This is a genomic window from Bacillus yunxiaonensis, from assembly GCF_037104695.1.
GTDB classification, from domain to species: domain Bacteria; phylum Bacillota; class Bacilli; order Bacillales; family Bacillaceae_G; genus Bacillus_A; species Bacillus_A yunxiaonensis.
In genome coordinates this window covers 1144812-1170337 of the sequence record NZ_JBAWSV010000001.1, presented here as the reverse complement: position 1 = coordinate 1170337, position 25526 = coordinate 1144812, and the positions used below count along the sequence as shown (strand labels likewise).

22 protein-coding genes and 4 pseudogenes are annotated in these 25526 nt (G+C 37.5%); 25 read left to right on the top strand and 1 reads right to left on the bottom strand.

Features of this window, described 5'->3' with window-relative positions:
- Positions 1-160: 160 nt before the first annotated feature.
- From WAX78_RS05800 to WAX78_RS25155, 20 genes and pseudogenes are all read left to right on the top strand, one after another.
- The gene (locus WAX78_RS05800) at positions 161-2770 is read left to right on the top strand and encodes a beta-galactosidase (RefSeq protein WP_336481298.1); all 2610 of its coding nucleotides are present in this window, start codon (positions 161-163) and stop codon (positions 2768-2770) included.
- 31 nt (positions 2771-2801) lie between these two features.
- Positions 2802-3905: an ABC transporter ATP-binding protein gene (locus WAX78_RS05795; RefSeq protein ID WP_336481297.1), complete on the top strand. Its 1104-nt coding sequence runs from the start codon at positions 2802-2804 to the stop codon at positions 3903-3905.
- 293 nt (positions 3906-4198) lie between these two features.
- Positions 4199-4375, top strand: coding sequence for a hypothetical protein (locus WAX78_RS05790; protein WP_336481296.1), 177 nt, complete (start codon positions 4199-4201; stop codon positions 4373-4375).
- Positions 4376-4730: 355 nt separating this feature from the next.
- Entirely contained in the window at positions 4731-5027 is a 297-nt protein-coding gene (locus WAX78_RS05785) for a hypothetical protein (protein ID WP_336481295.1), read from the top strand.
- A gap of 334 nt (positions 5028-5361) precedes the next feature.
- Positions 5362-6525 carry an SIS domain-containing protein gene (locus tag WAX78_RS05780; protein WP_336481294.1) on the top strand — a complete coding sequence of 388 codons (1164 nt, stop codon included), beginning with the start codon at positions 5362-5364 and terminating at the stop codon, positions 6523-6525.
- Positions 6515-7714 (top strand): N-acetylglucosamine-6-phosphate deacetylase, encoded by a 1200-nt coding sequence (nagA, locus tag WAX78_RS05775; RefSeq protein ID WP_336481293.1) that lies wholly within the window; start codon positions 6515-6517, stop codon positions 7712-7714. The genes WAX78_RS05780 and nagA overlap by 11 nt, the downstream gene beginning before the upstream one ends.
- Positions 7715-7994: 280 nt before the next feature.
- Positions 7995-8468, top strand: a complete 474-nt coding sequence (agaV, locus tag WAX78_RS05770) for a PTS N-acetylgalactosamine transporter subunit IIB (protein ID WP_336481292.1) — start codon at positions 7995-7997, stop codon at positions 8466-8468.
- A 16-nt stretch (positions 8469-8484) separates the two neighbouring features.
- On the top strand, positions 8485-9258 hold the full coding sequence (gene agaW, locus WAX78_RS05765; protein ID WP_336481291.1) for a PTS N-acetylgalactosamine transporter subunit IIC: 774 nt from the start codon (positions 8485-8487) through the stop codon (positions 9256-9258).
- A complete protein-coding gene (locus tag WAX78_RS05760) occupies positions 9248-10114 on the top strand; it encodes a PTS system mannose/fructose/sorbose family transporter subunit IID (protein WP_253630150.1) in 867 nt (288 codons plus the stop codon). Before agaW ends, WAX78_RS05760 begins: the two co-directional genes overlap by 11 nt.
- A gap of 28 nt (positions 10115-10142) precedes the next feature.
- Entirely contained in the window at positions 10143-10565 is a 423-nt protein-coding gene (gene agaF, locus WAX78_RS05755) for a PTS galactosamine/N-acetylgalactosamine transporter subunit IIA (RefSeq protein WP_336481290.1), read from the top strand.
- Positions 10566-10975: 410 nt separating this feature from the next.
- A complete protein-coding gene (locus WAX78_RS05750) occupies positions 10976-11269 on the top strand; it encodes an amidohydrolase family protein (protein ID WP_336481379.1) in 294 nt (97 codons plus the stop codon).
- Positions 11266-12201, top strand: coding sequence for a tagatose-6-phosphate kinase (gene lacC, locus WAX78_RS05745; RefSeq protein WP_336481289.1), 936 nt, complete (start codon positions 11266-11268; stop codon positions 12199-12201). The genes WAX78_RS05750 and lacC overlap by 4 nt, the downstream gene beginning before the upstream one ends.
- 15 nt (positions 12202-12216) lie before the next feature.
- Positions 12217-13206 carry a tagatose-bisphosphate aldolase gene (gene lacD, locus WAX78_RS05740; protein ID WP_336481288.1) on the top strand — a complete coding sequence of 330 codons (990 nt, stop codon included), beginning with the start codon at positions 12217-12219 and terminating at the stop codon, positions 13204-13206.
- Positions 13207-13495: 289 nt separating this feature from the next.
- Positions 13496-14227, top strand: coding sequence for a GntR family transcriptional regulator (locus WAX78_RS05735; RefSeq protein ID WP_336481287.1), 732 nt, complete (start codon positions 13496-13498; stop codon positions 14225-14227).
- A gap of 27 nt (positions 14228-14254) precedes the next feature.
- Positions 14255-14467 (top strand): hypothetical protein, encoded by a 213-nt coding sequence (locus WAX78_RS05730; RefSeq protein ID WP_336481286.1) that lies wholly within the window; start codon positions 14255-14257, stop codon positions 14465-14467.
- Between the two features lie 80 nt (positions 14468-14547).
- Entirely contained in the window at positions 14548-14814 is a 267-nt protein-coding gene (locus WAX78_RS05725) for a phosphocarrier protein HPr (protein WP_336481285.1), read from the top strand.
- A gap of 352 nt (positions 14815-15166) precedes the next feature.
- A complete protein-coding gene (gene ptsP / locus WAX78_RS05720; RefSeq protein WP_336481284.1) occupies positions 15167-16903 on the top strand; it encodes a phosphoenolpyruvate--protein phosphotransferase in 1737 nt (578 codons plus the stop codon).
- Between the two features lie 355 nt (positions 16904-17258).
- Positions 17259-17393: a hypothetical protein gene (locus tag WAX78_RS05715; protein ID WP_336481283.1), complete on the top strand. Its 135-nt coding sequence runs from the start codon at positions 17259-17261 to the stop codon at positions 17391-17393.
- A gap of 259 nt (positions 17394-17652) precedes the next feature.
- Positions 17653-19749 carry a sigma-54 interaction domain-containing protein gene (locus WAX78_RS05710; protein WP_336481282.1) on the top strand — a complete coding sequence of 699 codons (2097 nt, stop codon included), beginning with the start codon at positions 17653-17655 and terminating at the stop codon, positions 19747-19749.
- A pseudogene (locus tag WAX78_RS25155) lies at positions 19750-19886 on the top strand (PhnA domain-containing protein); the annotation flags it as partial.
- Between the two features lie 335 nt (positions 19887-20221).
- Here WAX78_RS25155 and WAX78_RS05700 read toward each other — a convergent pair.
- On the bottom strand, positions 20222-20827 hold the full coding sequence (locus WAX78_RS05700) for a hypothetical protein (RefSeq protein ID WP_336481280.1): 606 nt from the start codon (positions 20825-20827) through the stop codon (positions 20222-20224).
- A gap of 208 nt (positions 20828-21035) precedes the next feature.
- Here WAX78_RS05700 and WAX78_RS05695 point away from each other — a divergent pair.
- From WAX78_RS05695 to WAX78_RS25145, 5 genes and pseudogenes are all read left to right on the top strand, one after another.
- A pseudogene (locus WAX78_RS05695) lies at positions 21036-21607 on the top strand (hypothetical protein).
- Positions 21608-22049: 442 nt separating this feature from the next.
- Positions 22050-23302, top strand: a pseudogene (locus WAX78_RS05690) (ATP-binding protein).
- A gap of 505 nt (positions 23303-23807) precedes the next feature.
- Positions 23808-24383: a DinB family protein gene (locus WAX78_RS05685; protein WP_336481279.1), complete on the top strand. Its 576-nt coding sequence runs from the start codon at positions 23808-23810 to the stop codon at positions 24381-24383.
- A 153-nt stretch (positions 24384-24536) separates the two neighbouring features.
- Positions 24537-24977, top strand: a pseudogene (locus tag WAX78_RS25150) (PAS domain-containing protein); the annotation flags it as partial.
- A gap of 93 nt (positions 24978-25070) precedes the next feature.
- Positions 25071-25514 (top strand): methyl-accepting chemotaxis protein, encoded by a 444-nt coding sequence (locus tag WAX78_RS25145; protein ID WP_413789170.1) that lies wholly within the window; start codon positions 25071-25073, stop codon positions 25512-25514.
- The last annotated feature ends 12 nt before the right edge of the window (positions 25515-25526 follow it).

The following is a 25526-nucleotide window of genomic DNA, read 5'->3' as shown; positions in this document are numbered from 1 at the left end:
ATATCCAATTAACTTGCGAAAATGAGATTTCTTGCCCAAGCTCCCGGGTATCATGACATTAAAGAACAGCTATTATTTCATTAAATATGAGCAGAGCTTGAAAAAGAACCAATATGGATGCCAAGAATATCTGGCGCATAGAAAGTATGGAGGCGATTAAATGATTACCTATGACCAAAAGAGCTGGAAGATACAGAATCAAAGAATCTTCATCTTATCTGCTGCCATTCATTACTTCCGTCTGCCGAGGTCTGAATGGGGCGAAGTTTTAGATAAAGCAAAAGCAGGGGGATGCAATACAATTGAAACATATATTCCATGGAACTTCCATGAAATGAATGAAGGAGAATGGGATTTCTCTGGTGATAAAGATGTAGCTCATTTTTTTCAGTTATGTGCTGATAAAGGATTGTATGTTATTGCAAGACCAGGTCCATATATTTGCGCAGAATGGGATTTTGGAGGGCTTCCTTGGTGGCTCTCTACGAAAAAGGGTATTCAATATCGTTCGTCAGAACCTACCTTTTTACAATATGTAGATAAATATTTTGATCAAATCATACCAATCATCGATGAATTCCAGTTGACGAAAAATGGGACAGTAATCATGGTTCAAGTAGAAAATGAATTCCAGTCTTATGGAAAACCAGATAAACAGTATATGGAATACCTGCGGGATGGGATGATTGCAAGGGACATTGAGGTACCATTTGTTACATGCTACGGAGCAGTTGATGGTGCTGTAGAATTTCGCAACTTTTGGTCAAATTCAAAGCATGCGGCTACGATATTAGACGAAAGATATACAGATCAACCGAAAGGAGTTATGGAGTTTTGGATTGGCTGGTTTGAACAATGGGGTGGAAATAAAGCCAATCAAAAAACACCTGAGCAGCTTGAACGGGAGTGTTATCAGCTTTTAAGCAATGGTTATTCTGCGATCAATTATTATATGTATTTTGGCGGTACAAATTTTGATCACTGGGGCGGCCGGACATCTGGAGAGCAGACTTTTTCCATCACTTCGTACGATTATGATGTTGCTTTAGATGAATATTTGCAGCCGACAAAAAAATATGAAGTATTGAAAAGGTATCATGCATTCGTCAAATGGCTGGAACCGCTATTAACGAATGCAGAACAAGCAAGTTCGGATTTGAAGCTTCCTAGTGACTTAACATCTCAAAGAATTGTCAGTCCATATGGCGAAGTGACCTTTATCGAGAATAATAGAAATGAACGAATTCAATCGCAAGTTTATCATAATCATAGTCTTGTACCTTTTACAATTGAAGCTAATGCAGTTTTGCCAATAGTCTGTAATGTTAACGCAGGGAATTATTTCAAAATTGAAGCCCTAACGGGTCGGACAACAGGTTTTGGTTCTGATGAAGCGGTTGTTTATCAAGAGGAAGGTCAACGTTCATCCTTATTATTACAGCTTAATAGAAAAGCTGACATCGATTGTCCTCTTCCCAACCAATTTGAATTAGTAGAAGAAGATCGTATTGCGTTTCGTTTTTTCCATGGAAGCCAGCCACAGACCGTTCAGCTCTTATTTGAGGATGGTTCGACTTATTGTATAAGTATTGTCTCGAGACAGTCCATGGAAGGGAATAGTGTTCCGTTGAAAAAAAGCACCTCCATTGCTCCATTAAAATGGGAAACAGCAGATGAAAACCTTTGTTTTTTACGCGAAGGTGTGAAAGAGGTTGAAAAACCGCTTGATTTCAGCAGCTTTGGACAGTTTAGCGGTTATTTAGGTTATGAAAGCGAATTTTATTCCTCGGAAACAAAAGAAACAACGATTGTCTTTCCGAGGATAGAGGATCCAGTCATGGTCTTTTGCAATCATCAATTTGTAGGGAAGCTCAGCAAGCTTGGGGCTTCTTCCATAGATGTCTCAGTAAAGCAAGGGAAAAATACGTTAACATGCCTTGTCCAAAATATGGGGCGCTATAACTTTACTCAATCTATTGGCGAACCAAAGGGAATTAGTGAAGCACCTGCACTAAGCGGTAAGCATCTATCATTACTGGGGAATTGGCAAGTGGAGGGTTGTGGAGTTCAGCATCATTTGTCACAAATACCAAAAATTGATGGCAGAATTGGATTTTTAAGTTCTTTTCTGAATGTTGGCTATGACAGTGCAATCCTTGTTGGCGAAGGAGTTTCGCGTGTTAACGTAAATGGAAAGCCTGCAAAGATGCTGATGGATAACCAAACGGCTTGGGGAAAAAGCAGTGCTGTTTACGGGGTTGCAGATATTAGCGATGCGTTAAAGCAAGGGGAAAATGTTCTGGATTTAGACGTTCAAAATATTTCCAACATTCGCCGTTTTGATCTTTACTTGTTTAATGAAAGAGAGCAGATTCATGGGTGGAAAATGAAATCATGTGCTCAGCTTCATGAGGAAAAGAAATGGACACTATCTGAAAATGGTGATAAGCAATCGGTTTATCCCCGCTGGTATAAAGGACACTTTTCCTGGACCCCTGATCAGGGCACAATCGTAAAGGTTCGTTTTAATCATTTGAGCAAAGGATGCTTTTGGGTAAATGGCCAATGTTTAGGAAGGTACTGGAACATTGGGCCGCAAGAAGATTATAAGATTCCAGCATCCTTGTTAGCAGAGCAAAATGAAATTGTCATATTTGATGAAGAAGGCTTGATGCCAAATGATGTGGTTATTCATTCTTATACGGCATTTGCACCGTTACAAGAAAAGCAGTTTGTCATCAATTTACCTACATCTCAAAAAATCTTATAATTCGATTAATTCAAAAAAGGAGTGAGTAATCTTGGCAGAACTTGTATTAGATCATATTTTTAAAGTTTATGATAATAAAACAACTGCTGTTTCTGATTTTAATTTACATATTCAAGATAAAGAGTTCATCGTATTTGTCGGTCCTTCTGGATGCGGAAAATCAACCACTCTACGTATGATTGCGGGTCTAGAAGATATTTCTGATGGCTCATTTTATATTGATGGAGAACTCATGAATGATGTCGCTCCAAAAGACCGCGACATTGCTATGGTATTTCAAAATTACGCACTATACCCACATATGTCTGTTTATGATAATATGGCGTTTGGCTTGAAACTACGCAAACTTCCAAAAGATGAAATCAATCGCCGCGTAACAGAGGCGGCGAAAATCTTAGGACTTGAAGATTACTTAAAGCGGAAACCAAAGGCATTATCAGGTGGGCAGCGTCAACGTGTTGCGTTAGGAAGAGCTATCGTTCGTGACGCAAAAGTGTTTTTAATGGACGAGCCCCTATCCAATTTAGACGCAAAATTACGTGTAAGTATGCGTTCTGAAATCTCTAAACTTCATCGCCGTTTAAACACGACCACTGTATATGTAACACATGACCAAACAGAAGCAATGACAATGGCATCACGCCTTGTTGTTATGAAAGATGGGCTCATCCAGCAAGTTGGTACTCCAAAAGAAGTATATGATGCTCCTGAAAACATTTTTGTCGGCGGATTCATTGGTTCTCCAGCTATGAATTTCTTTACTGGAACATTAAAAGATAACTATGTTCATATAGAAAACATTCGGTTTAAAGTACCCGATGGACAATTAAAAGTATTGCAGAAAAAAGGCTATAACGGAAAAACTATTATACTCGGCATTCGCCCTGAAGACATTCATGATGAACCAATTGTTATTCAAGCTTCTCCTGAATCAACTGTCGAAATTACAGTTGAAGTTGCTGAATTATTAGGTGCTGAAACGATGATTCATGGAAGACTTGCGAATCAAAGTTTTGTTGCACGAATCAATGCTCGTTCAGAAATTAAAGCTACCGATAAGCTCCCATTAGCTTTCAGTTTAACGAAAGCACATTTTTTCGATATCGAGACAGAACAACGTATACGTAATGAATAGACAGACTTGATTAAAGTATAAACTATTTTTCTTCCTGACCCTTCCTCACTATTCAACTAAGAAAGGCCAGGAAGATTCTTTTTAATATTTTATTTTTTTACTAGTAGTATATTTAACCCTTTTTGTTTATTATTGCTAACACATGACACTCCTCTTATTTTCCCATTTCCCTTAACATTTTCTAGCTATTCTTCTTTATCTTGCCATTTTCAGATTCCCCCATCTCAAGATTTAGAAAGAAACAAGGAAGATAGCTTGGGATCAACTGCCCGTAAAATCCCGATTGGTGAGGGATGGAGAAAACCCCACTGATTAAAAGAGCTGCGGAGTTTTCAAAATTAGCCGCTGCTTACGAAGAAATGACTCTTTTCGATGATAAGCCTTATTCAAAGAAAAGTTTAAACAGCTCAGGATTTAATGCTTTAAAGGATAAATTTGTAAATGTATATAAAAATCCTAATTCAGCATAACCTGAAATAGATGAAGCTTCTTCTGATTTCACGCAAAACTTTGTGGCTATTTTATCCCGGTTGAAGCAAAAAAGCCAATAAAAACCTTAGAAGCTCTAGTAGCAAAGGGTTCATTGAGAGAAGAGAAATCTATAAGAGGATGATTTCTTTTCTCTTTTTAAAATGTGCGGTTGACCCATCAACCTATGTATTGTATATTTAAATTATAAGAATAATTTGTATTTTACAAAAAAACAATAGGGTTTAAGTGGAAAAAAGGATTAGCAGTGTGATTATTTCAATCCTGTTGTTCGCTATTTTTATTACCTGCAGCAGCAGTTCTTCTTTAGAAAAAACCACAATCAAGTACTGGTCTATGTGGAACAAAGGGGAACCGCAACAGGTTGTCATCCAAAAAATTATTGATGAATTTGAGGATGCGAATCCAAATGTCAAAGTGGATGTACAATGGATGGGCCGTGAAGTCTCGAAGGTGAGAAATGCGGCGTTAAGTGGGGATACACCGGACCTTACAGAGCAATCAGGGGCAGAGGTGGAAGGAACATTAATTAATAACAAGTTAGGAGAACCTTTAAATGACTTACTATCTAGGAAGATTCTAAATGAAGGAACAGCATTTCAAGATGTATTTATAGATGACATTCTTCCGTAATGATTTTAAATTCTGTTGAATTATGGAATGAGTTTTTACTTGCAAAAGTATATATGAATGTAAATTACCTGAAAGTTAAATATATTTCACTTGTTGGGTTGACCCTACATTTTGATGTGATATAATATAATTACTTACAATATTCAGAGTATTCTCATAGTCTAATTTCTATGAGTTTTTCTTCCGTTCAACTTATACCATCAACCCAATGTTATAAAGGGTGTGGAATGGATTTTTTGAAGAAAACTCGTCTTCCCACATACTGGCGCAGAATAATGGTGTTGTTGGTGCAAGATTGCGAGTGTTCGAAAGAATTGAAAGAGGAGTGTCGGATATGTTTACATTCAGTCAAGAAAAATTAGTACCATTAGGTGCGCAAATCACAACCGCAGAAATAAAACAGCAGCCTGATCTATGGGCTGAAACCTTTGCATTGTATACGGATAGAAGCAGTGAGATTGAAAAGTTTTTACTAAAAATATCAATGAAACATGACCGGGTTCGCGTTATTTTTACCGGTGCCGGAACATCTGCCTATGTCGGTGATACCGTCACCCCATATCTAAAGGAACAAGTGGATGAAAAACAGTGGGAATTGCTGAGTATTCCGACAACGACCTTGGTATCCAATCCTTATCAATTCCTAAAAGCGGATTTTCCAACCTTACTCGTTTCGTTTGCAAGAAGCGGCAATAGCCCGGAAAGTGTTGCTGCCGTCCAATTAACGGAGCAAATTGTGACCGATTTGTATCATCTAACAATCACTTGTAATAAGGATGGTCAATTGGCCAAGCGGGCAGCAGGGGATGAAAATAATTTGTTGCTTTTGATGCCTGAAAAATCGAATGATCAAGGATTTGCGATGACGGGAAGTTATACGTGCATGGCACTATCGACTTTGCTTGTTTTTGATCCTAAGCCTCTGGAAGAAAAAATGACCATTGTAAAAACGATTCGGCAAATGGGTGAAAGTGTCATTCAAAGAGAAGACGTCATTCAAGCGATCATTGATCGTGATTTTGACCGCATCATTTACTTAGGCTCTGGCAGTTTAGAAGGTTTAACGAGAGAAGCACAATTAAAAATATTAGAACTGACAGCTGGAAAAGTAGTCACTGCCTTTGATTCATCGTTAGGTTTCCGACATGGTCCTAAATCATTTGTGAATGAAAAGTCCGTGGTTTTTGTGTTTGTTTCCAATCAGCCTTATACACGTCAATACGATTTAGATATGTTAAAAGAAATGCAGAAGGACAATGTTGCCAGCTATATATGTGCCATCGAGGTTGAGGGAGAAACCAATTATGATGGGAACGTATTTAGTTTCGGCAAAGAGGCCCAATCTATACCAGATGCTTATCTAGCCTTACCTTATCTCATGGTTGGCCAGACGGTTTCATTGCTGGCCTCAATAAAGGTTGGCAATACACCAGATACCCCGTCGCCGACAGGAACAGTGAACCGTGTCGTTAAAGGCGTGACCATCTATGAATACTAGTAATTTGGGTAGGGAGAGCAGCAAGTCGATGTTTATCTTTGCCGATCAGTTTTTTCTTGAGGGGAAGGTCGTAGGGCCTGGATTTTTGGAAATAAAAGATGGGAAATTTGGTATCTTTTCCGAAAATCGGCCTGATGAAGCGGCAGAAATCATTGATTACACGGGATATTGGATTGCTCCTGGTTTAGTAGATACACATATTCATGGATTTCGAAATCACGACATTATGGACAACGATTTTCAAGGATTGAATGAGATATCTGAAGGACTTCTTTCCTGCGGAGTTACCTCATTTTTGCCGACAACCTTAACCTCTTCAACAGAAGTGTTGAATCAGGTCGTTGAAATGATCGGTGCCAATTATACGAAAGTCAGGGGAGCCAAAATTAAAGGCATCTTTTTAGAAGGGCCGTTTTTTACCGAAAAGCATAAAGGGGCACAAAATACGAAATATTTTTGTAACCCATCCGTTGAAAAGTTGAAAGATTGGCAGAGATTATCCAATGATTCTATTAAAAAAATTGCTCTTGCACCTGAAAGAAACGGTGCAGCGGAATTTATTGAATATGCTGTCGGTGAAGAGATAGCTGTGGCGTTAGCTCACAGTGATGCAACTTATGAAGAAGCAAAGCAAGCGGTTGAGAGGGGGGCTTCGATTTTTGTTCATACGTTCAATGGAATGAGCCCGCTGCACCATCGTGAGCCAGGGATGGCCGGCGCTGCTATGAATCTAAAAGATGTTTTTGCGGAAATCATTTGTGACGGATACCATGTTCATCCTGCTGCCGCCAATATTTTAATGAATGCACGCGGCAGAGATCAAACCGTTTTGGTCACCGATTGTATGATGGCTGGGGGAATGCCGGAAGGAAACTATCAACTCGGAGAATTTGCTGTAGAGGTGAAAGCTGGTGTGGCCCGTATCGAGGGCGGCAGTTTAGCAGGCAGTGTTTTACAGCTGAAAGATGCAGTCAAAAATGTCGTTGATTGGGGGATTGCCACCCCGGAGGAAGCGATCTATATGGCGAGTACCGCACCTGCTAAAAGTATTGGGATGGATGGGGAATGCGGGAAAATTGCTAAGGGCTTCGCTGCTGACTTTATTGTGTTGAATTCTGAACTGGAATTAATGGCGACGTACCTTGATGGTGCTTGTCGTTACCATTTACGGAAAGAGGGAGTACGATGATTTTATCCATCCGTTGGGGTAGATCGGGTGATTGAATATACGAATACCATCGCCAGGGGGTGATAAGTTTAAATACCATGTTCGCCTAGAAAATTAATCTAGGTACGCTCTAATTGGTAATGACGTGTCTTCCTTTCCTTGAACTATTTGCTTTATGGTCTGCTTTTTGCATTTCGATTTATTTGGGAATAGCTCTAGATAACCCATCACCATCTGGTATGGTAAACCGGGTTGTTAAAGGAGTTAAAATATATTCATCATATTTATAGGGGGTAATATCATGCCGAATATTTTACTAACAAGAATCGACAACCGATTGGTTCATGGTCAAGTAGGAGTTACATGGGTTAATCATTTAGGAGCTAATTTAATTGTCGTCGCAAATGATGAAGTGTCTGAAGATGAGATACAACAGGATTTAATGGAGATGGTTGTTCCGGGGTCAATCGGAATTCGCTTTTTCTCAATCCAGACAACAATTGATGTGATTCACAATGCAGCAGATGAACAACATATCTTTTTAGTTGTAAAAACACCACAAGATGTATTGCGACTTGTAGAGGGCGGTGTGCCAATTGATAAAGTAAATATTGGAAATATGCATTTTTCTCAAGGGAAAATACAATTATTCTCCACCGTTTCCGTTGATGAAGATGATAAAGAAGCCTTTAGGAAGCTGCGTGACTTGGGAGTGAAACTTGAGGTACGTCGTGTTCCGGATGAAAGACCAGATGATATTTATAAACACTTATAGAAAGAAGTGAGAATGAATGGATAATCACATGCTGCTTCAAGCCTTATTAGTTGCCATATGGGCTGGAATTGCAGGAATAGACCTGTTTAACGGGTTGTTCCACATTCACCGGCCAATTGTAACCGGTGTCATTATTGGTTTGATTTTTGGGGATTTACAAACAGGGGTTATGACAGGTGCTGCCATTGAGTTAGTGTGGGCCGGTATGGTGCCGCTCGCTGGGGCACAGCCGCCAAACGTTGTTATTGGGGGAATAATCGGAACGTCGTTTGCGATTCTGACAGGACAAGAGCCAAAAGTGGCAATCGGTATTGCTGTTCCGTTTGCAGTTGCAGTTCAGGCATGTATCACCCTCATGTTTACTGCTTTTTCTCCGGTTATGCATAAAGCTGACAAATATGCACAAGAGGCTAATACAAAGGGAATCGAACGAATTAATTATTTGGGAATTCTTACATTATTTGTATTCTATTTTGTTATTGCTTTTTTACCAATTTATTTTGGCGCAGAAGCTGCTAAAGGGGTCGTAGAGACTTTACCAAAATGGCTTATTAGCGGTCTTGGTGTTGCCGGGGGAATGATGGCCGCAATTGGTTTTGCGATGCTATTAAAAATTATGTTGAAAAAACAATATATTGCCTTTTTAATCGTCGGATTTATTTTAGTCACATATATGAACATGCCAGTTATTGCTGTTGCTTTAATTGGGATTGCCATCGCGCTATACGATTACTTCAAAGCAAATTCTGGTGATGGATCAGTAAAGGGGGTTGCAAAACGTGGAATCTAAACAAGTGGTAACGACAGTGGACCATACGAGCAGTCCGGATTATTATCAAGACGGTGCGACAAAACAGGTCTTGACCAAAAAAGATTTAAACAAGATGGTATGGCGATCCCTTTTACTTCAAGCGTCATTTAACTATGAGAGAATGCAGGCTGCAGGATGGTTATATTCGATTTTGCCAGGTTTGAAAAAGATTCACAAAAATAAGCACGATTTAAGTGAATCGATGAAAAGTCATATGGAATTCTTCAACACGCATCCATTCCTTGTAAACATTATTATGGGGATTGTCCTTGCTCTGGAGGAAAAGAAACAAAACCGAAACACGATTAGAGCCATTCGAGTAGCCATGATGGGACCGCTTGGAGGAATTGGTGATGCCCTTTTCTGGTTGACCCTCCTTCCCATTTGTGTAGGTATAGGTGCTTCACTTGGGCAAGATGGAAACCCTATGGGAGCAGTGATCTTCCTATTAATCTTTAACGCAGTTCATTTTGCTCTTAGATTTGGATTAATGCATTACGGTTATAGTGCCGGAACAAATGCTATCAGTTCTTTAAAGGAAAATACTAAAAAAGTAGCACATGCAGCATCTATTGTAGGGTTAACAGTTGTTGGCGCATTGATTGCCTCATTCGTAAAGTTAGAATCAAGTTTAGTGATCCATGCTGGTAAGGCAAAAATTGCCCTGCAAAAGGATGTACTCGATAAACTCATGCCGAACTTATTGCCTTTAGCATATACTTTATTAATGTACTACCTATTAAAAAAGGGATTTTCTCCAGTTAAGCTAATTATCATTACCGTTATCATCGGTATTATTGGTAAAATTCCATTTCCTTTTGGAACCATTTTATAATATTTAGCATGTTAGGAGGATTTTTAAAATGAATGGTTTGATTATTAGCGGTCATGGATCGTTTGCAACGGGTCTTCAATCTTCGGTAAAACTAATCGCTGGAGATCAACCCAATGTGGAATACGTGGATTTTCTTGAATGCGATTCAACATGTGACCTTGAGAAAAAGCTACTTGAGGCTTTTTCAAGATTACAAAAATGTGAATTTATCTTAGTCTTATGTGATTTAGTTGGCGGTTCTCCGTTTAAAACGGCCGTTTCGCTTACGAATGGAAGGGAAGGTTCTGCTGTGGTTGGCGGAACAAATCTTGCGATGGTTATTGAAACTGCTCTACTAAAGGACGGACTTCAAATCGATGGATTAAGAGATTTAGCGATCAATACTGGTAAAGAAGCGATTAAAGGTTTTCAAAAGTCGGAACGTCCAAGGTTCAAAGAGTCTAGCATATAATGGAAGCGATAACAATCTATAAGTCTAATAATTGTGACTCCCACGCCCTGATAAGGAATATGATAGTACGGGACTACAACTGAATATTGTAAGGGTGGCTAGGTTGTCGTTCTCATTTCTCTGAAAATTAAAACATTTAATGCGGACGGATTCGGCCGCATTAAATGGCTTATTGTTGCTGGGTTAACCCTACAAATTACGGTGACATAATAGAATTACTTAAAACAATCTAGCTATTATTCTCATAATCTAGTTTCTATGAGTTTTTCTTTCGTTTTAACTTGTACCAACAACCCAATGTTACAATTGTTTTTTTGGAAGAAAAACTCGTCTTCCTGATTACATCAATTTTTAAAACAGATGAGCAGGTACACTAGAATAAATAGAGGTGCAGGAACATGAAAATGGCAATAAGCATTGATATTGGCGGGACAAAGATTGCGGTGGGCAGTATTTTGCAATTAAAAGAGGCTGTCAAAAATGCTGTTGATTGGGGAATTGCGACCCCTGAGGAAGCCTTTTATATGGCAAGTACAGCATCCGCTAAAAGTATTGGCATCGATGGGGAATGCGGTATGATTACGAACGGTTATGATGCCGATTTTATCGTCTTAACACCGGAGCTCGAATTAACTGCCACGGATCTTGATGGGGTTTGCCGGGTTCAAGCTGAAAACTTGATAGGGAAAGAGGGAGTGCAATGATTTTAGCTGTCACTATGAATCCATCCATTGATATTTCCTATCCAATTCAAGATTTTAAGCTAGATGATGTAAATCGTGTGGAAAGTGTTCGTAAAACCGCCGGCGGAAAAGGCTTAAATGTCGCCCGGGTTGTCAAGCAGATGGGAGAAGACGTTTTGGCCACAGGTGTAATTGGCGGGACTATTGGGGATTGCATTATTCAAGAATTGACGAAAAGTGATATCAGGAATCATTTTTATAAAATTAATCAAGAATCAAGAAACTGTATCGCGATTCTTCATGATGGCAAGCAGACAGAAATCCTCGAATCCGGGCCAATTTTATCCATGGAAGAAGGAGCAGCCTTTTTAGAAAAATATCGGGAACTGCTGTCTGAAGTTTCTCTTGTTACTATTTCGGGTAGTTTGCCAAAAGGGCTTGAGTCTGGATTTTACCGTCAGATGGTCGAAATTGGCCGGGAGAAGGGAATTCCCGTGATTGTTGATACATCAGGGGAGCCGCTTCGACAGGTTTTAAACCATAATGTAAAACCTTTTGCGATCAAGCCGAATATCTCAGAACTGTTCCAGCTTCTTGGCATGGAAGTGGAGGAGAACACAAGCAGCTTGAAGCAACTGTTAACTAATAAGTTATTTCATGGGATTGAATGGATTGTCGTTTCGATGGGAGCGACAGGTGCTTTTGTCAAGCATGGTGGAGATTATTACAGGGTTACCATTCCTGCTATCGAGGTCGTGAATCCTGTTGGCTCGGGTGATGCGACTGTTGCGGGATTAGCGGTTGCCTTGAAACGAAAGCAATCCGTTCCGGACATTCTGAAAACTGCGATGACGACGGGCATGCTCAATACGATGGAAGAGGGAACAGGTTATATTGATCCGAAGAAGTTCGATCAATTTTTTGAAATGGTAGAGGTTATTAAAATAGATTAATAGAGGTGATTGTTGATGTTAGAATTAACGAATAATAAATTAGCAGCTCTTAAGCGTTTGTCGGATGAAAATGGAATTATTGGAGCTTTGGCGATCGATCAACGCGGTTCATTAAAGAAAATGATTGAAGCTGGAAGTGAGAATAATGTCGGGGATGAGGGCATCATTCGCTTCAAAGAATTGGTTTCTGAAGAGTTAACACCATATGCAACGTCGATTCTATTGGATCCGGAATATGGTCTGCCGGCTACGAAAGTCCGTCATTCGGACGCTGGGTTATTGGTGGCATATGAAAAAACAGGCTATGATGCAACAGCCGAGGGTCGATTGCCTGATTTATTGCCAGAGTGGTCCGTTAGACGCCTGAAGGAAGCTGGAGCAGATGCGGTTAAATTTTTACTATACTATGATGTAGATGAAGATGAAAAAATTAATGACTATAAGCACGTTTATATGGAACGAGTTGGATCAGAGTGCGCGGAAGAAGACATTCCGTTCTTCCTTGAAATAGTGTCTTACGATGCCAGAAATGATGATGTGAAAAGCATGGAGTATGCCAAAGTGAAGCCTCATAAGGTTATCGAGGCCATGAGGGAATTCTCTAAACCACAATACAAGGTGGACGTTTTAAAGGTAGAAGTTCCAGTAGATATGAAGTTTGTAGAGGGTTACGCAGAAGGCGAGATAGCCTACAGCAAGGAAAAAGCGGCTGCGTATTTCAAAGAGCAAAGTGAGGCAACAGATCTGCCGTTTATCTTCTTAAGCGCCGGCGTAAGTGCCGAATTGTTCCAAGAAACCTTGATGTTTGCGAAAAAATCCGGCTCAACTTTTAACGGTGTCCTCTGCGGCCGGGCAACATGGAAAAATGGCGTCGCTCAATTTTCCGAAAATGGTGAACAAGCCGGACGTGCTTGGTTACAAGAAACCGGCAAAAAAAATATCCAAGAACTAAATATTGTCTTGAAAGAGACAGCAAGCCCGTGGTTTGTAAAAATCTCAGGGTAAGGAAGCGAGGTAAGAAAGTGTGGGGAAGGTTCTCGCGCTTCCTTATTTTTTGATTTATTTTTAAAAGTCGTTTTGACTGGAACACGGAAAACGGTCCGATTAAGGAGGCTATCAATATTTTACAAGCGTAGAAGATATTAATTGCGACTTTGATAAACCATCATTATTATAGTTTGGTAGAAACTATTCCGTTATAGAACCTAGTTGTTAGGTTGACGCTATAAGTGTTGATGGTATAATTTAGGTTATTAAAAGAACATTAGTATGATTTGGAGGCAGGTTTAATAAAATGAAACCATTGCAGCATGAAAGTATAATCCCGCTTTATCATCAATTAATGGAAAGATTAAAGGATTCAATTGAAAAAGGTCATTGGGAACTTGGTGATAAAATCCCATCAGAAAATCAGTTAATGGATCAATTTGGTGTGAGTCGCAACACGGCAAAAAAAGCGATTGAGGAGCTTGTACAGGAAGGAATTCTATACCGAATCCAAGGAAAAGGTACCTTCGTGGCAAAACCAAAATTGCAGCAGTCATTGATGGGATTTTACAGCTTTAGTAAAGTATTGAAAGAAAAAGGCTTGAACCCTAAGGATATCATTCTGAAAATAGAAGAAGTCAAACCGACTGCCAAAATCAAAGAAGCGCTTCAGCTGAGTGAAGATGTGAATGTCATTGAAATGAAACGCCTTCGCTGTGCTGAAGATGAGCCGTTTATTTTGGAATCATCTTTTATTCCGAAACATGTTGTTACAGATGTAAAGCAGTTAAAAAAGGTAGGCGAAGTTTCTTTATATGATTTATTTTCACAACAGTTTAATACCGTGGTAACAAGAGCAAATGAGGCATTTGAACCCGTTCTCATCCGTGCCGACGAAAGTGAATATCTGCAAACGGAGGCAGGTCGTCCCGCACTTCTGCTTGAACGAACTGCCTACGATATCAATGGTGTGCCTGTTGAATTTTGTATATCCATAGTGCGGGGCGATCGCTGCCGCTTTTACACTGAATTAACCTAATCGTTGAATCACTCATAACATTTGTTTATGAGTGATTCAATTGATCTATTTTTACAATACCCCATTATATATTCTAAAATTTCCTCTAGTTACAGTTCAGGTGGCGTACCACAATATAATCCGGTGGAAAAGGACGGAAATAGATATGGTTGCGGACATAACTTACTAGGAAAAGGTTCACTGGCAGCAGCTATAGCACTTCGTTATTACGGTTGCTTTGGAGAAGAAATTGGCGGATAAAGAGGGATTTTCAGTATTAGAAAACAAAATAGATACTAGAATGAGTATTAAAATTTAGTAAAGAAAGAGAGAAATATAAAATGGCAGAAAAAACATTTAAAATTATCGAAAAATTCGGTATTCATGCAAGACCAGCAGCACAGTTGGTTAATAAAGTAGGTCAATATCAGGCAGAAATAGTTCTTCAGTACAAAGGGAAGTCTGTAAATTTAAAATCAATTATGGGTATCATGTCTCTTGGGGTTCCGAGCGGGGCTGAAGTCACAATCGTAGCTGAAGGTAACGATGCAAAAGAAGCATTAGAAGCGCTCGAAGAGTTAATAAAAAGTGAGGGGATTGGCCAATAACGTCGGCACGAATGTTACAGGAATTGCAGTTTCTTTAGGAATCGCGATTACGAGAGCTTTTAGCCCCCTCTGTCAAATAGAGAGCACAAAATTATTTAATAGAAACATAGAAGCTATATAGCTTATCAAATTACAATTATATGTGGTTAGAAATAATTTATGTGACTGTATTACAAAAATAAAAGTTTCATATATAAGGCATAAAGATGTAAAGACGAACATGAAAAAAGTAACATTGTACATTTGCTTGGTGTAAATCCGTTTGAACAGCTGGACGTTGACGTACAAGAAAAATATAAAATTAAAATAAGTTTGAGCTAAAAAATAACATGAGAAAGGGGTTAATAAAACAATGTCCATCATAATTAAAGGGATTGCAGCTTCTTCAGGCATTGCTATTGCCAAAGCTTTTCGCTTAGAAAATCCAGAGTTAATTGTAGAAAAAATAGCAGTAACGAATACAGATCAGGAAGTAGAACGCTTTGAACAAGCGATCGAAACATCAAAATCAGAGCTTGAAGGAATAAAAGAGCATGCTCGTAAAGAACTTGGCGAAGATAAAGCAGAAATCTTTTCTGCCCACCTTCTCGTGTTGAGCGACCCGGAACTAATCAATCCAGTTAAGGACAAAATCAAACACGAGCAAGTCAATGCGGAGTTTGCTTTAAACGAAGTGGCCACTATGTTTGTGAACTTGTTTGAGACAATGGACAACGAATATATGAAAGAGCGCGCTACTGATATTCATGATGTGACAAAACGTGTGTTATCGCATCTTTTAGGTGTGACCATTGCCAATCCAAGCATGATTTCAGAAGAAGTAGTGATTGTCGCAGAAGACTTAACACCATCTGATACCGCCCAATTAAACCGCAAATATGTAAAAGGTTTTACAACGGATATAGGCGGACGTACATCGCATTCAGCGATTATGGCGTGTTCTATGGAAATTCCAGCAGTCGTTGGTACGAAGATGGTAACAAATGATATCGAAAACGGAGTATTAGTTATCGTCGACGGCTTAGAGGGCAAAGTAATCGTCAATCCAACAGAAGATGTTGTGAAGATATACGAAGATAAAAAAGCTGTTTACGAAGCCCAAAAAGCAGAGTGGGCCAAGCTTGTGAATGAGCCTACATTATCATCTGATGGACATCATGTGGAGATTTTTGCCAACATAGGTACTCCTGAGGATGTAAAAGGTGTCCTTGAAAATGGTGGTGAAGGAGTAGGTTTATACCGTACTGAATTTTTATACATGGGGCGCGATACACTTCCAACAGAAGAAGAACAATTTGAGGCTTACAAAACGGTATTAAAGCGAATGGAAGGTAAGCCGGTTGTTGTTCGTACACTGGATATCGGGGGCGACAAAGAGCTTCTATATTTAAATCTTCCAAAAGAAATGAATCCATTCTTAGGGTTCCGCGCGATTCGTTTATGTTTGGAAATGCAGGACATGTTCCGCGCACAACTTCGTGCGCTGTTGCGTGCAAGTGTGCACGGTAATTTAAAAATTATGTTCCCGATGATTGCTACACTCGATGAATTTCGTCAAGCAAAAGCAATTTTAATAGAGGAAAAAGAAAAACTTCAAGCTGAAGGCACAACCGTTTCCGAAAGTATTGAGGTAGGGATGATGGTGGAAATTCCATCTTCTGCTGTGATGGCTCACCTGTTTGCAAAAGAAGTTGATTTCTTTTCAATCGGAACAAATGATTTAATTCAATATACGCTGGCAGCAGACCGCATGAATGAGCGTGTTTCTTATCTGTACCAGCCATATAACCCGGCGATCCTTCGCTTAATCAAAAATGTCATTGATGCAGCACATAAAGAAGGAAAATGGGTAGGTATATGTGGTGAAATGGCTGGGGATGAAATCGCGATCCCTATTCTTCTTGGTTTAGGATTAGACGAATTTTCTATGAGTGCCACTTCTATTTTACGAGCAAGAAACCAAATTCTTAAGTTATCAAAAGCGGAAATAAACTTAGTTATTGAACAAATTTTAAATATGACAACATCTGAGGAAGTGGAGAGATTTGTAAAAGATATATTTATAAAACCAAAAAGTTTTTCTGTTTAATTTTATGCTTATCTGTAATATTTTAAAAACATTAATGACCATCATATTTCAGTCAGAGCAACTTCATAAATTTAGAAAGGTTCCTTGTTTATCGAGGAGCCTTTTCATTTCATTAACTTTGGAAAAACCAGGATGAAATATGTTGGATGTAATTGTTACCTTTAATACCGTATTAAATTTCTTATCATCTCGTTCGTAAAAGTACAACGTCTTGAATGTCTGTAAAAGTTTATTTTTAATTTACGAACGTTCATTACATCACGACTATGTTTGCGGACGGTTTTTGATTCGGATCAGTCCTGCTCCCTTTTGATCTAACATATGGATCTTAGAAAGGTGATCGGGAGGGGGGGGTATGAGAGGGTTCGGAGTCCATGGCGGTTTATTTTGTTTCGAGAATGTAACTTACGGACCAATAGAAGAGTTTTTGATCGTGCTAATTGGCCTTATCATCATTTACTTAAGCTATAAATTTATTTATAAAAGATAAATTGTATATTTATTTTTAATTTATATAATCGGTTAGAGGAAGTTAATCAAAATATAAAGTTGACTTTAACAGCCAGCTTTATACACTATTTGAACACCATACCTTTTCTAGATTGATAGTATCAGTATGTCCAAGATTTAGAGGTAAGTTTCAAGTTAGCTGAAATTTTTGCACCAGAACCGTTTTTTATTAGGTATAGTTTTAGGTTTGTGTTTAAGTTATTATTATTCTAAAAAAGGGATTTTAAGAGGAGAGAAAAATGGGGAGACCAAGTATTTTACTGCTAACAAGAGGGGAAAAGCTAGCACAAACCTTTGAGACTAACCTGAGAATGTTTTTCGGTACCAATATTCAGATTTATATCGTTCATGAGCACGGGGAGCTGGATAGCCAATTAGTGGATGAGTGTGAACTGATTCTAGTTTCCGCCGAAAGTATATTGGATCGTTTACCGAAACTAATCCATGAGCGGGCACTGTTTGCCAGAAGAACCGTTCATTTGCCAAAGCTCGAACAACTGATGGATTTAGCTCCGGGAACCCAATGTCTATTTGTCTCGAATAGTATGGACACGATTGTAGATGCCATCGAGCTTTTGAATCGTCTGGGATTTGATCATTTGCACTTTATTCCATATGTTCCGCAAACAGCGGAAATCCAGCCTGTACTTGAGGATATAGATGTGGCGATTACTCATGGATTAAAAGAACTTGTCCCGGAGACGATTGGTAAAGTGATTGATTTGGGCATACGCCCGATCGATTTGACAACGATTTATGATATTGCTCAACAATTGAATCTTCCTATAGAAAATGCGCATTTCTATACAGCGGAGTTTTTCCGTGATTTTGTCCGCCTTGGAAGAAATTTAGCCAATTCCGTAAACAATGAGAAGCGGTTAAATCAAAAGCTGGAATCCGTATTTAATGCTGTTCATGAAGGGATTATCAGTATGGATGAATGGGGATATATTACGGTTTTTAATGAAGAAGCGGAGAAAATCCTTAGCCTGTCTGCAGAGAATTGCCTTGGAAAGAGGTGCTGGGATATAATCCCTGAGTTTAACCTGAATCCGATTTTTCAGTCCCACGCGGAGGAATCCAATCAATTATTGGAGATACGGAACAAGGTTCTTCTGGTTACCAAAGTTCCCGTGATGATGGACGGGCATTTGATGGGTGTCGTTGTTACGTTTCAAGACGTCACGATTGTCCAACGAAATGAACAGGAAATCCGCAAAAATAGCAGTCGTCTGGGACTAACGACAAAATATTCTTTTGAAAATATTATCGGTGTAAGCGATTCTATCATTTCTGCGAAACAGGTTGCTGTCAGACTGGCAGAAAGTGATTTTACCGTATTAATCACAGGGGAAAACGGTACGGGCAAGGAAGTATTTGCCCAAGCAATTCATAGGTATTCCACCCGGCGTGATGGCCCATTCGTCCCGGTCAATTTTGCCGGTCTTACAGAAAGTTTGGCAGAAAGTGAATTGTTTGGATACGAAGAGGGCTCTTTCACAGGAGCTAAAAAAGGAGGGAAAATGGGTCTATTCGAATTGGCCCATAATGGAACCATTTTTCTGGATGAGATTGGAGATGCTCCTCTCAGTATTCAGGCAGCCTTGCTGCGTGTGCTCCAAGAGCGGCAGGTGATGCGAGTAGGAGGAAATCGCGTAATTCCCATTAATGTTAGGGTAATTGCTGCCACAAACCGAAATCTGAATAGTATGGTGTCGAAGGGTACTTTTCGGGAAGATTTGTACTATAGACTCAACGTTTTGCCGTTACATATCCCAAATCTTAGAGAAAGGCAAGAGGATCTTTTTATCCTCATTGACTATTTCCTTCATGATAATGGGAGAAAGCTACAATTTACACCTGAAGTAAAAAATGTTCTTTTAAACTACAGCTGGCCAGGTAATATTCGGGAGTTAGAAAATTTCATTAAGTATCTGATGGTAATCGTAGAAGGAGATATAGTGAAATTACAACATATTCCTGAACGTATATTGAATAGCAGCGTCATCTTGTCAACACCTTACAGTCCAATAGCCGAAGGGGAAACAATGGAGAGGGAGGACATCCTTCAATTCTTGTCACGCCATGGTTCCCTGATGGATTATGAGGATATATTGACGATCCTGTGGAATATCAGTAAACGGCAGGAGCGGGTGGGACGAACTGTTTTACGCTCATTGCTCTCCCGTCCTTTATCCGAAGCTCAAATTCGCAATAAGCTATCGATTCTCAAACGATGTGGGTGTGTCGCAGTGGGTGTCAAGAAGCAAGGTACAACGATTACTCCTATGGGAATACAGGTTTTACAAAGTATCAGAGAGAAAATAATGAATTGAAAAGGAAGTCCATTAGTTATAAAAATAGGTACAAAAGTAAAAATATACGTTTGGTTGAGAGAGATCATGATATTGATTGCAAAATTGATGGTATTGGAGCTATGCAATTAATATCTGAATTTGTTAAAAATGTATAAATGAGGTTAGGGTTTATTTGGTATGCAGATTTTTAGATAGTTGATATCAATTTTTTAGAAAACAGAAAAAATCTAGTTGAACAGAATTTTACTTAATTTTAAGTTGATGGGCATGTGGCGGTACTCCATGCTCATCAACTTAAGAATATTCACTACCTGATTGCTATCAACTTAAAAAATATTGATCCTCCAAACGAAAAAATGAGCTTAATTCTTATAAATTAACTGTAGAGAGAAAATTTCGTTTTCTGGGTGCTTCAAAATATTAGCTTGATGGCGATGAGGTAAAAGCGGCTTAGTTTGAAAAAACGATTATAGCTTCATAACTTTCTAAATTACACCTGTGTTTTAATTCCAGGTGATTTATAGATTCCGAAATCGGTAATATACATTTCATTTTGTTTTCCAGAAGTAACAACAATTGGTCTTTCTAAACCGCCACCACCTGTTGTAAAAGCAGCAAGCCCTGTTTTATTGATCGCAAATGTCATAATTACTCCCGTTTCAGGATTGATTCTAGATACACGATGACCTACTTTTCGTGCAGGTTTACCACCTGTCGTATTAGGTGCTTCACTTCCGAATTCAGCAATAAAAGCCTCTCCAACAGGCCCGAAAATAACACGATTGTTATGATGATCCCCAAAACTAAGTAGTCCTGAAATAATATCTTTCTTGGATCCATCTGGTTTTACAATAGTAATAAATCCTCGATGTGCAACATAGATGTTATCTTTGTAAAAAGTAATACCTGTAAGCGGAGGTTTAAACCCCTCAGCTATTACCTTTGTTCCAGTTGGGATAATCATTAACGCCTTGCCATTTCCTGAAGCAATTCCAGCATCTGCAATTAGTATTTCCCATTGATCTGTAAACGTTAAATTGAAGGGAGTTGTAAGGTTTTCAGCAAGCGCTTCGATTTTATATCCGGATGGAACCAAAATATCTTCGGTTTAATAATTCTTTTAATTGCATTAGCGCGATATAACGTATCCCCCTTAGAAAAGGCTTTTATTTTTAATTATTCATAGGGGAGTAGTCCTCATTCCAAGTGATCGAAAAGCATGACTAGTAGGTAATACTGCATAAAACATAAGGCAATGAATATTATAGGAAGTGGCAAATGGGATATTTTGAGGAGGGATTTCAATGAAACGGTTTGTTCGTTATTGGTGTAAACCGATAATAGAGACAGGTTCAAATTCTCTTCATGTACGAAAGATGGCACTTGCAACCCAGTTGGTAATCACAGCCTTATTGAGTACATTTGCTGCCATGTTTCAATCAGCAGGAGGCATTATGCCGGGGATAGGATTTCTGATTAGTTGTCTAGCAACATTACCCATTTTTTTAGCCACTTACTTTTCAATCCGTCAAGGAATCCTTTCTTATATCCTTACGATTTTCCTCTTATTTATTATCCAGCCGAGTGAACTGATTATCTTTCCCTTTACAACAGGTTTATTAGGAGTAGCGCTAAGTGTAGCTTTTTTACAATTGAAGAGGAGAATTGCGGTTGTTTTTTTTCAGCGGCATGTTTACTGGTGGGAATTATGATAAATCTGTACGTATTCCGTTTTCCGGTTTTAGGTCCTACGGTTGATACAACTATGGATCCAAAGGTTATTGCATTCATATTTATATTAAGTTTTCTTTACTGTTGGATCTTCGCAGAGCTTTGTAGAATGTTCATAAATAGGTTGTGTCAGGTGTTGTCTTAAATTTGGATGGGAATCTATTTAAACGAATAAGCATTGTAATAATCTAGAAAAGTTCTTTAAGAAATAAAGGGACTTTTCATTTACATAATTAATGCTATCAGTAGTTAATCTATGTAAAAATATAGAAAATAAAATTTTCTACAATTTAATACAAAAAACGACTAAAAAGATGAAATTTTCCGATTTTTTTGTTGCAATATGACGATTTTCATGTTAGTATAAAAGCAATCACACAATAGGTGGTGATATCTCTTAAAAATTAACAGAATATTCAAAAATTGTGTAATCGTGAGTCGTTATTGTTATTTGCTTTCTTCTTGTATTTCCCTTTAAAGAATGTTTTTTTGCCATCAACTCTAAATAAGCAGTAAAAAAGCACTTGAAAAAGTGCTTTTTTACCTTTTTTTCACTCTTTTTATAAAGAATTAGGGAGGGATAAAAGATGTGGATCTCTACACTACTATTAAATACATTCATTATTATAATTTGTATCCTTGGTTATCAAGTGTTTTGGTTAGACAAAACTGAAAAAAAAGCATGCAACAATATATTAATTTCTTTTCTTTCATCCATTGCAATTATTCTTTGTATGACCTTCCCGATCCATTTTCACGCTGGGTATATTTATGATCTGCGCTTTATTCCTATTCTTTTAGTTGTACTATATGGAAACACAGGAAGTCTAATTTTTATCAGCATTGTATATTTTTCATATAGATTTTACTTAGGTGGAACTGGTTTTTTTTCATCAGTTGTTATATACGGTATTATTATAATTACTATTACAATATTTCATAAGTTTTTCCTCATTCATTTCGAAAGAAAAAAATAGTATTCAACATACTACTTATTTTAATTTGTACCAGTTTTCTTTCAGTTTTTGCTGTAATAAACCAGATTGAAATAATTGGTAAAATAGAAGTTGATTTTATTAAATTATTAGCTAATTATATAATAATTAATATTTTCACAGGATTATTATCTATTTATTTAGTAGAAGGAATGATAGAAAAATTTAAGATGAAAGAAAAAATTCAAAGAGCAGAGAAATTTTGTCTAATTAGCGAATTGGCCGCATCTATTGCACATGAAATCTATAATCCAATCACTACTGTATACGGATTCACTCAATTATTTCATAAAAATGAACTCTCAAAAGCATCTCAAAATAACTACTTGGAAATTATGTTAGTTGAACTGGAAAAAGTACAATTCATTATTAATAATTATTTATCTTTAACAAAACCGCAAAACATAGTAAGCGAATCAATACATATTAAGCAACTTTTTCATCAAGTAAAAAATATTATTTTACCACTTGCACTTTCACACAATGTTGAAATAAAAAGCGATATCGAAAATTCTCTATATATAAATTCCGATCCAGAAAAACTAAAACAATGTTTAATCAACATTGCACAAAACGGAATTGAAGCTATGCAAAATGGTGGAGTATTACAAATTAATATACAAAAAATAAAAAATAATATTGTAATTGATATTATTGATTCAGGAATAGGAATGTCTTCTCAAGAAATGAAAAGAATTGCAATGCCATTTTATTCAACTAAAGAAAAAGGAACCGGACTTGGCACTATGATCGCTTATAGCATCATTAAAGAATTAAACGGAGATATAGAAATAAAGAGTAAAAAAGGAAAAGGAACACATTTTTCTATCATTATACCTTGCTAATACAAAAGTAAGTTTATGAAATGTTACCAATTCATATTTTTGTTTTATAATGTAGAGTAGAGAAACAATCTAAATAGCATAGAAAATCGAGTGTGAAATCGCATAGATTTTATACTCGATTTTTATATTTTTATAAGGATTTATTGCATTTCAACTATTAAAATAGCATTCGAAATAGTATTGCTTTTAACACGCTAACAATTTCTGTTGTCTTATTTACATTTAATATGTAATTTAGGTTGTTAATTTAAATATTAAGAATAAAAGATGACGAGGATTAGGGAAATTATGTTAAAATATTCATAAGATTATGAAGACGCGTATTCAACAAACGGGCAGGATTGTTGAGTTAAGTAGTATCGGTTATTGATATAAGTGTATATGAAAAGAGTACATGTAGCATATGTACTTTTCATTGATAAAAATAACGAAAAAATAAGAAAATTTCTGTTTAGAAAGATTTCACTGGAGTAATCCTTATGAAATAAAGTGGGGGAGTTAATAGATGAAATCTGAAAGTATGACACACCATTTCCAAACATTAAGACAGCAGCGGCATTGTTTTTTTCAAAAAGTACAATTTATTTCAAATGATAAACTATGGGATCAAAAAGAAGGAAAATGGTCTATTGGTGAGCATATTTATCATCTATATTTAATTTTAAGAATGGTTAAAGTTGCAACAAGATTTTCTTTTGTTCTTATTCCGTATGCAAAAATGAGAAGAAAGAAAGCATTTGCCAGCCAAATACATGATATTTATGCAGAATATAAAGAGAAGCATGGAAGAGGGATGAAAGCGCCTTTCATTTTAGTGCCACCGAAAAAAGTGATTCATACTATGGACAAAGAAGAGTTAAAGAGATTGCTGTTAAATGAAACGGATAAATTGAGAGAGTTAGTTATAAATATTGAAGAAGAGATTGCTGGACATATTGTGTTTTTTGATCCAATGGCCAACTATCCTAACTTAATTCAGGCTATTCAACTTTTAGCGATACATGAAGAGCATCATTATAAAATTATTGAAAGCTATTATAGTGACATAATGAAAGAGTTTGCTACTGAAGGTGCAAGGTAGAAGATATCTTTAGTACTGATATTTGAAAAGGAAAAGGTTATAGTTTATCTTGCTGGAGAACGATGAGACAGAAATACATTTTAGTTGAATTCTTAAATTGATTGGCATGGGGGATTTGTAGACAGTATTATATTTTTTTGATATAACGATTATATGAGGGGCGTAATGAGGCTTATGGCTAAAAGAGAAAGGGGTTATATTATGAATGATATAAATGATAGACAGGATTTATCCACTGATGAGGCATCAGATCGCTTAGTTATGAAAGCTATGGAGCGAAACCTTGCGATTATTCGCTTTAACGTTAATCGCCGAGTTGCTTATGTTAACGATCTTTTTGCAAGAACGATGGGATACTTGCCAACTGAAATGGTTGGAAAATTGCATAAAGAATTTTGCTTCCCTGAGTTTACTAACAGTCCTAGTTATGAAGAATTTTGGAATGATTTGTTAAACGGAAAAAGTTATCAAGATAAAATTGAACGTATGGATGCAGCAGGAAATCGAATTTGGTTGGAAGCTACATATATGCCTATTTTTAAGGATGATGGGAAAACAGTGGTGGGGATTTCGAAAATTGCTACAAATATAACGAAAAGACAAAATAGTATTTTACGTACAGCTAATGAAGTCCAAGTTTTATCGGAAACACTTTCTCAAAAATCTGAAGTTGGAAAAGAGAGAAGTTTGGCTCTGTTGAGTAAGATTCAGCAAATTAATCATGAATCTGATGAAAACGTAACGAATTTATCTCAACTTCATGAACAAGCAAATTTAATATCAGGAATCGTTAAAACTATTCAAGATATTGCAGCACAAACAAATATGTTGGCTTTAAATGCAGCAATTGAGGCAGCGCGTGCAGGAGAGTATGGTAGAGGATTCGATGTTGTCGCTAAGGAAGTACGAAGTCTTTCTGATAAAGTTTCACTTTCCATTAGTGAGGTTAAAAACACTGTTGAAGGCATTACATTAGAAATTAATCGAATGTCAAAACGTATCGAAGCTGTTTCGTTAAGTGTGAAAGAAGGAAAAATGCTACTTGATGAAACAGTTAATGAATTTGAATCTATCTCTGAATCGGCAAGTGCTCTAGATCGACAGGCTAAGCAATTCGTAGAAATTTTATAATGGATTTTAATT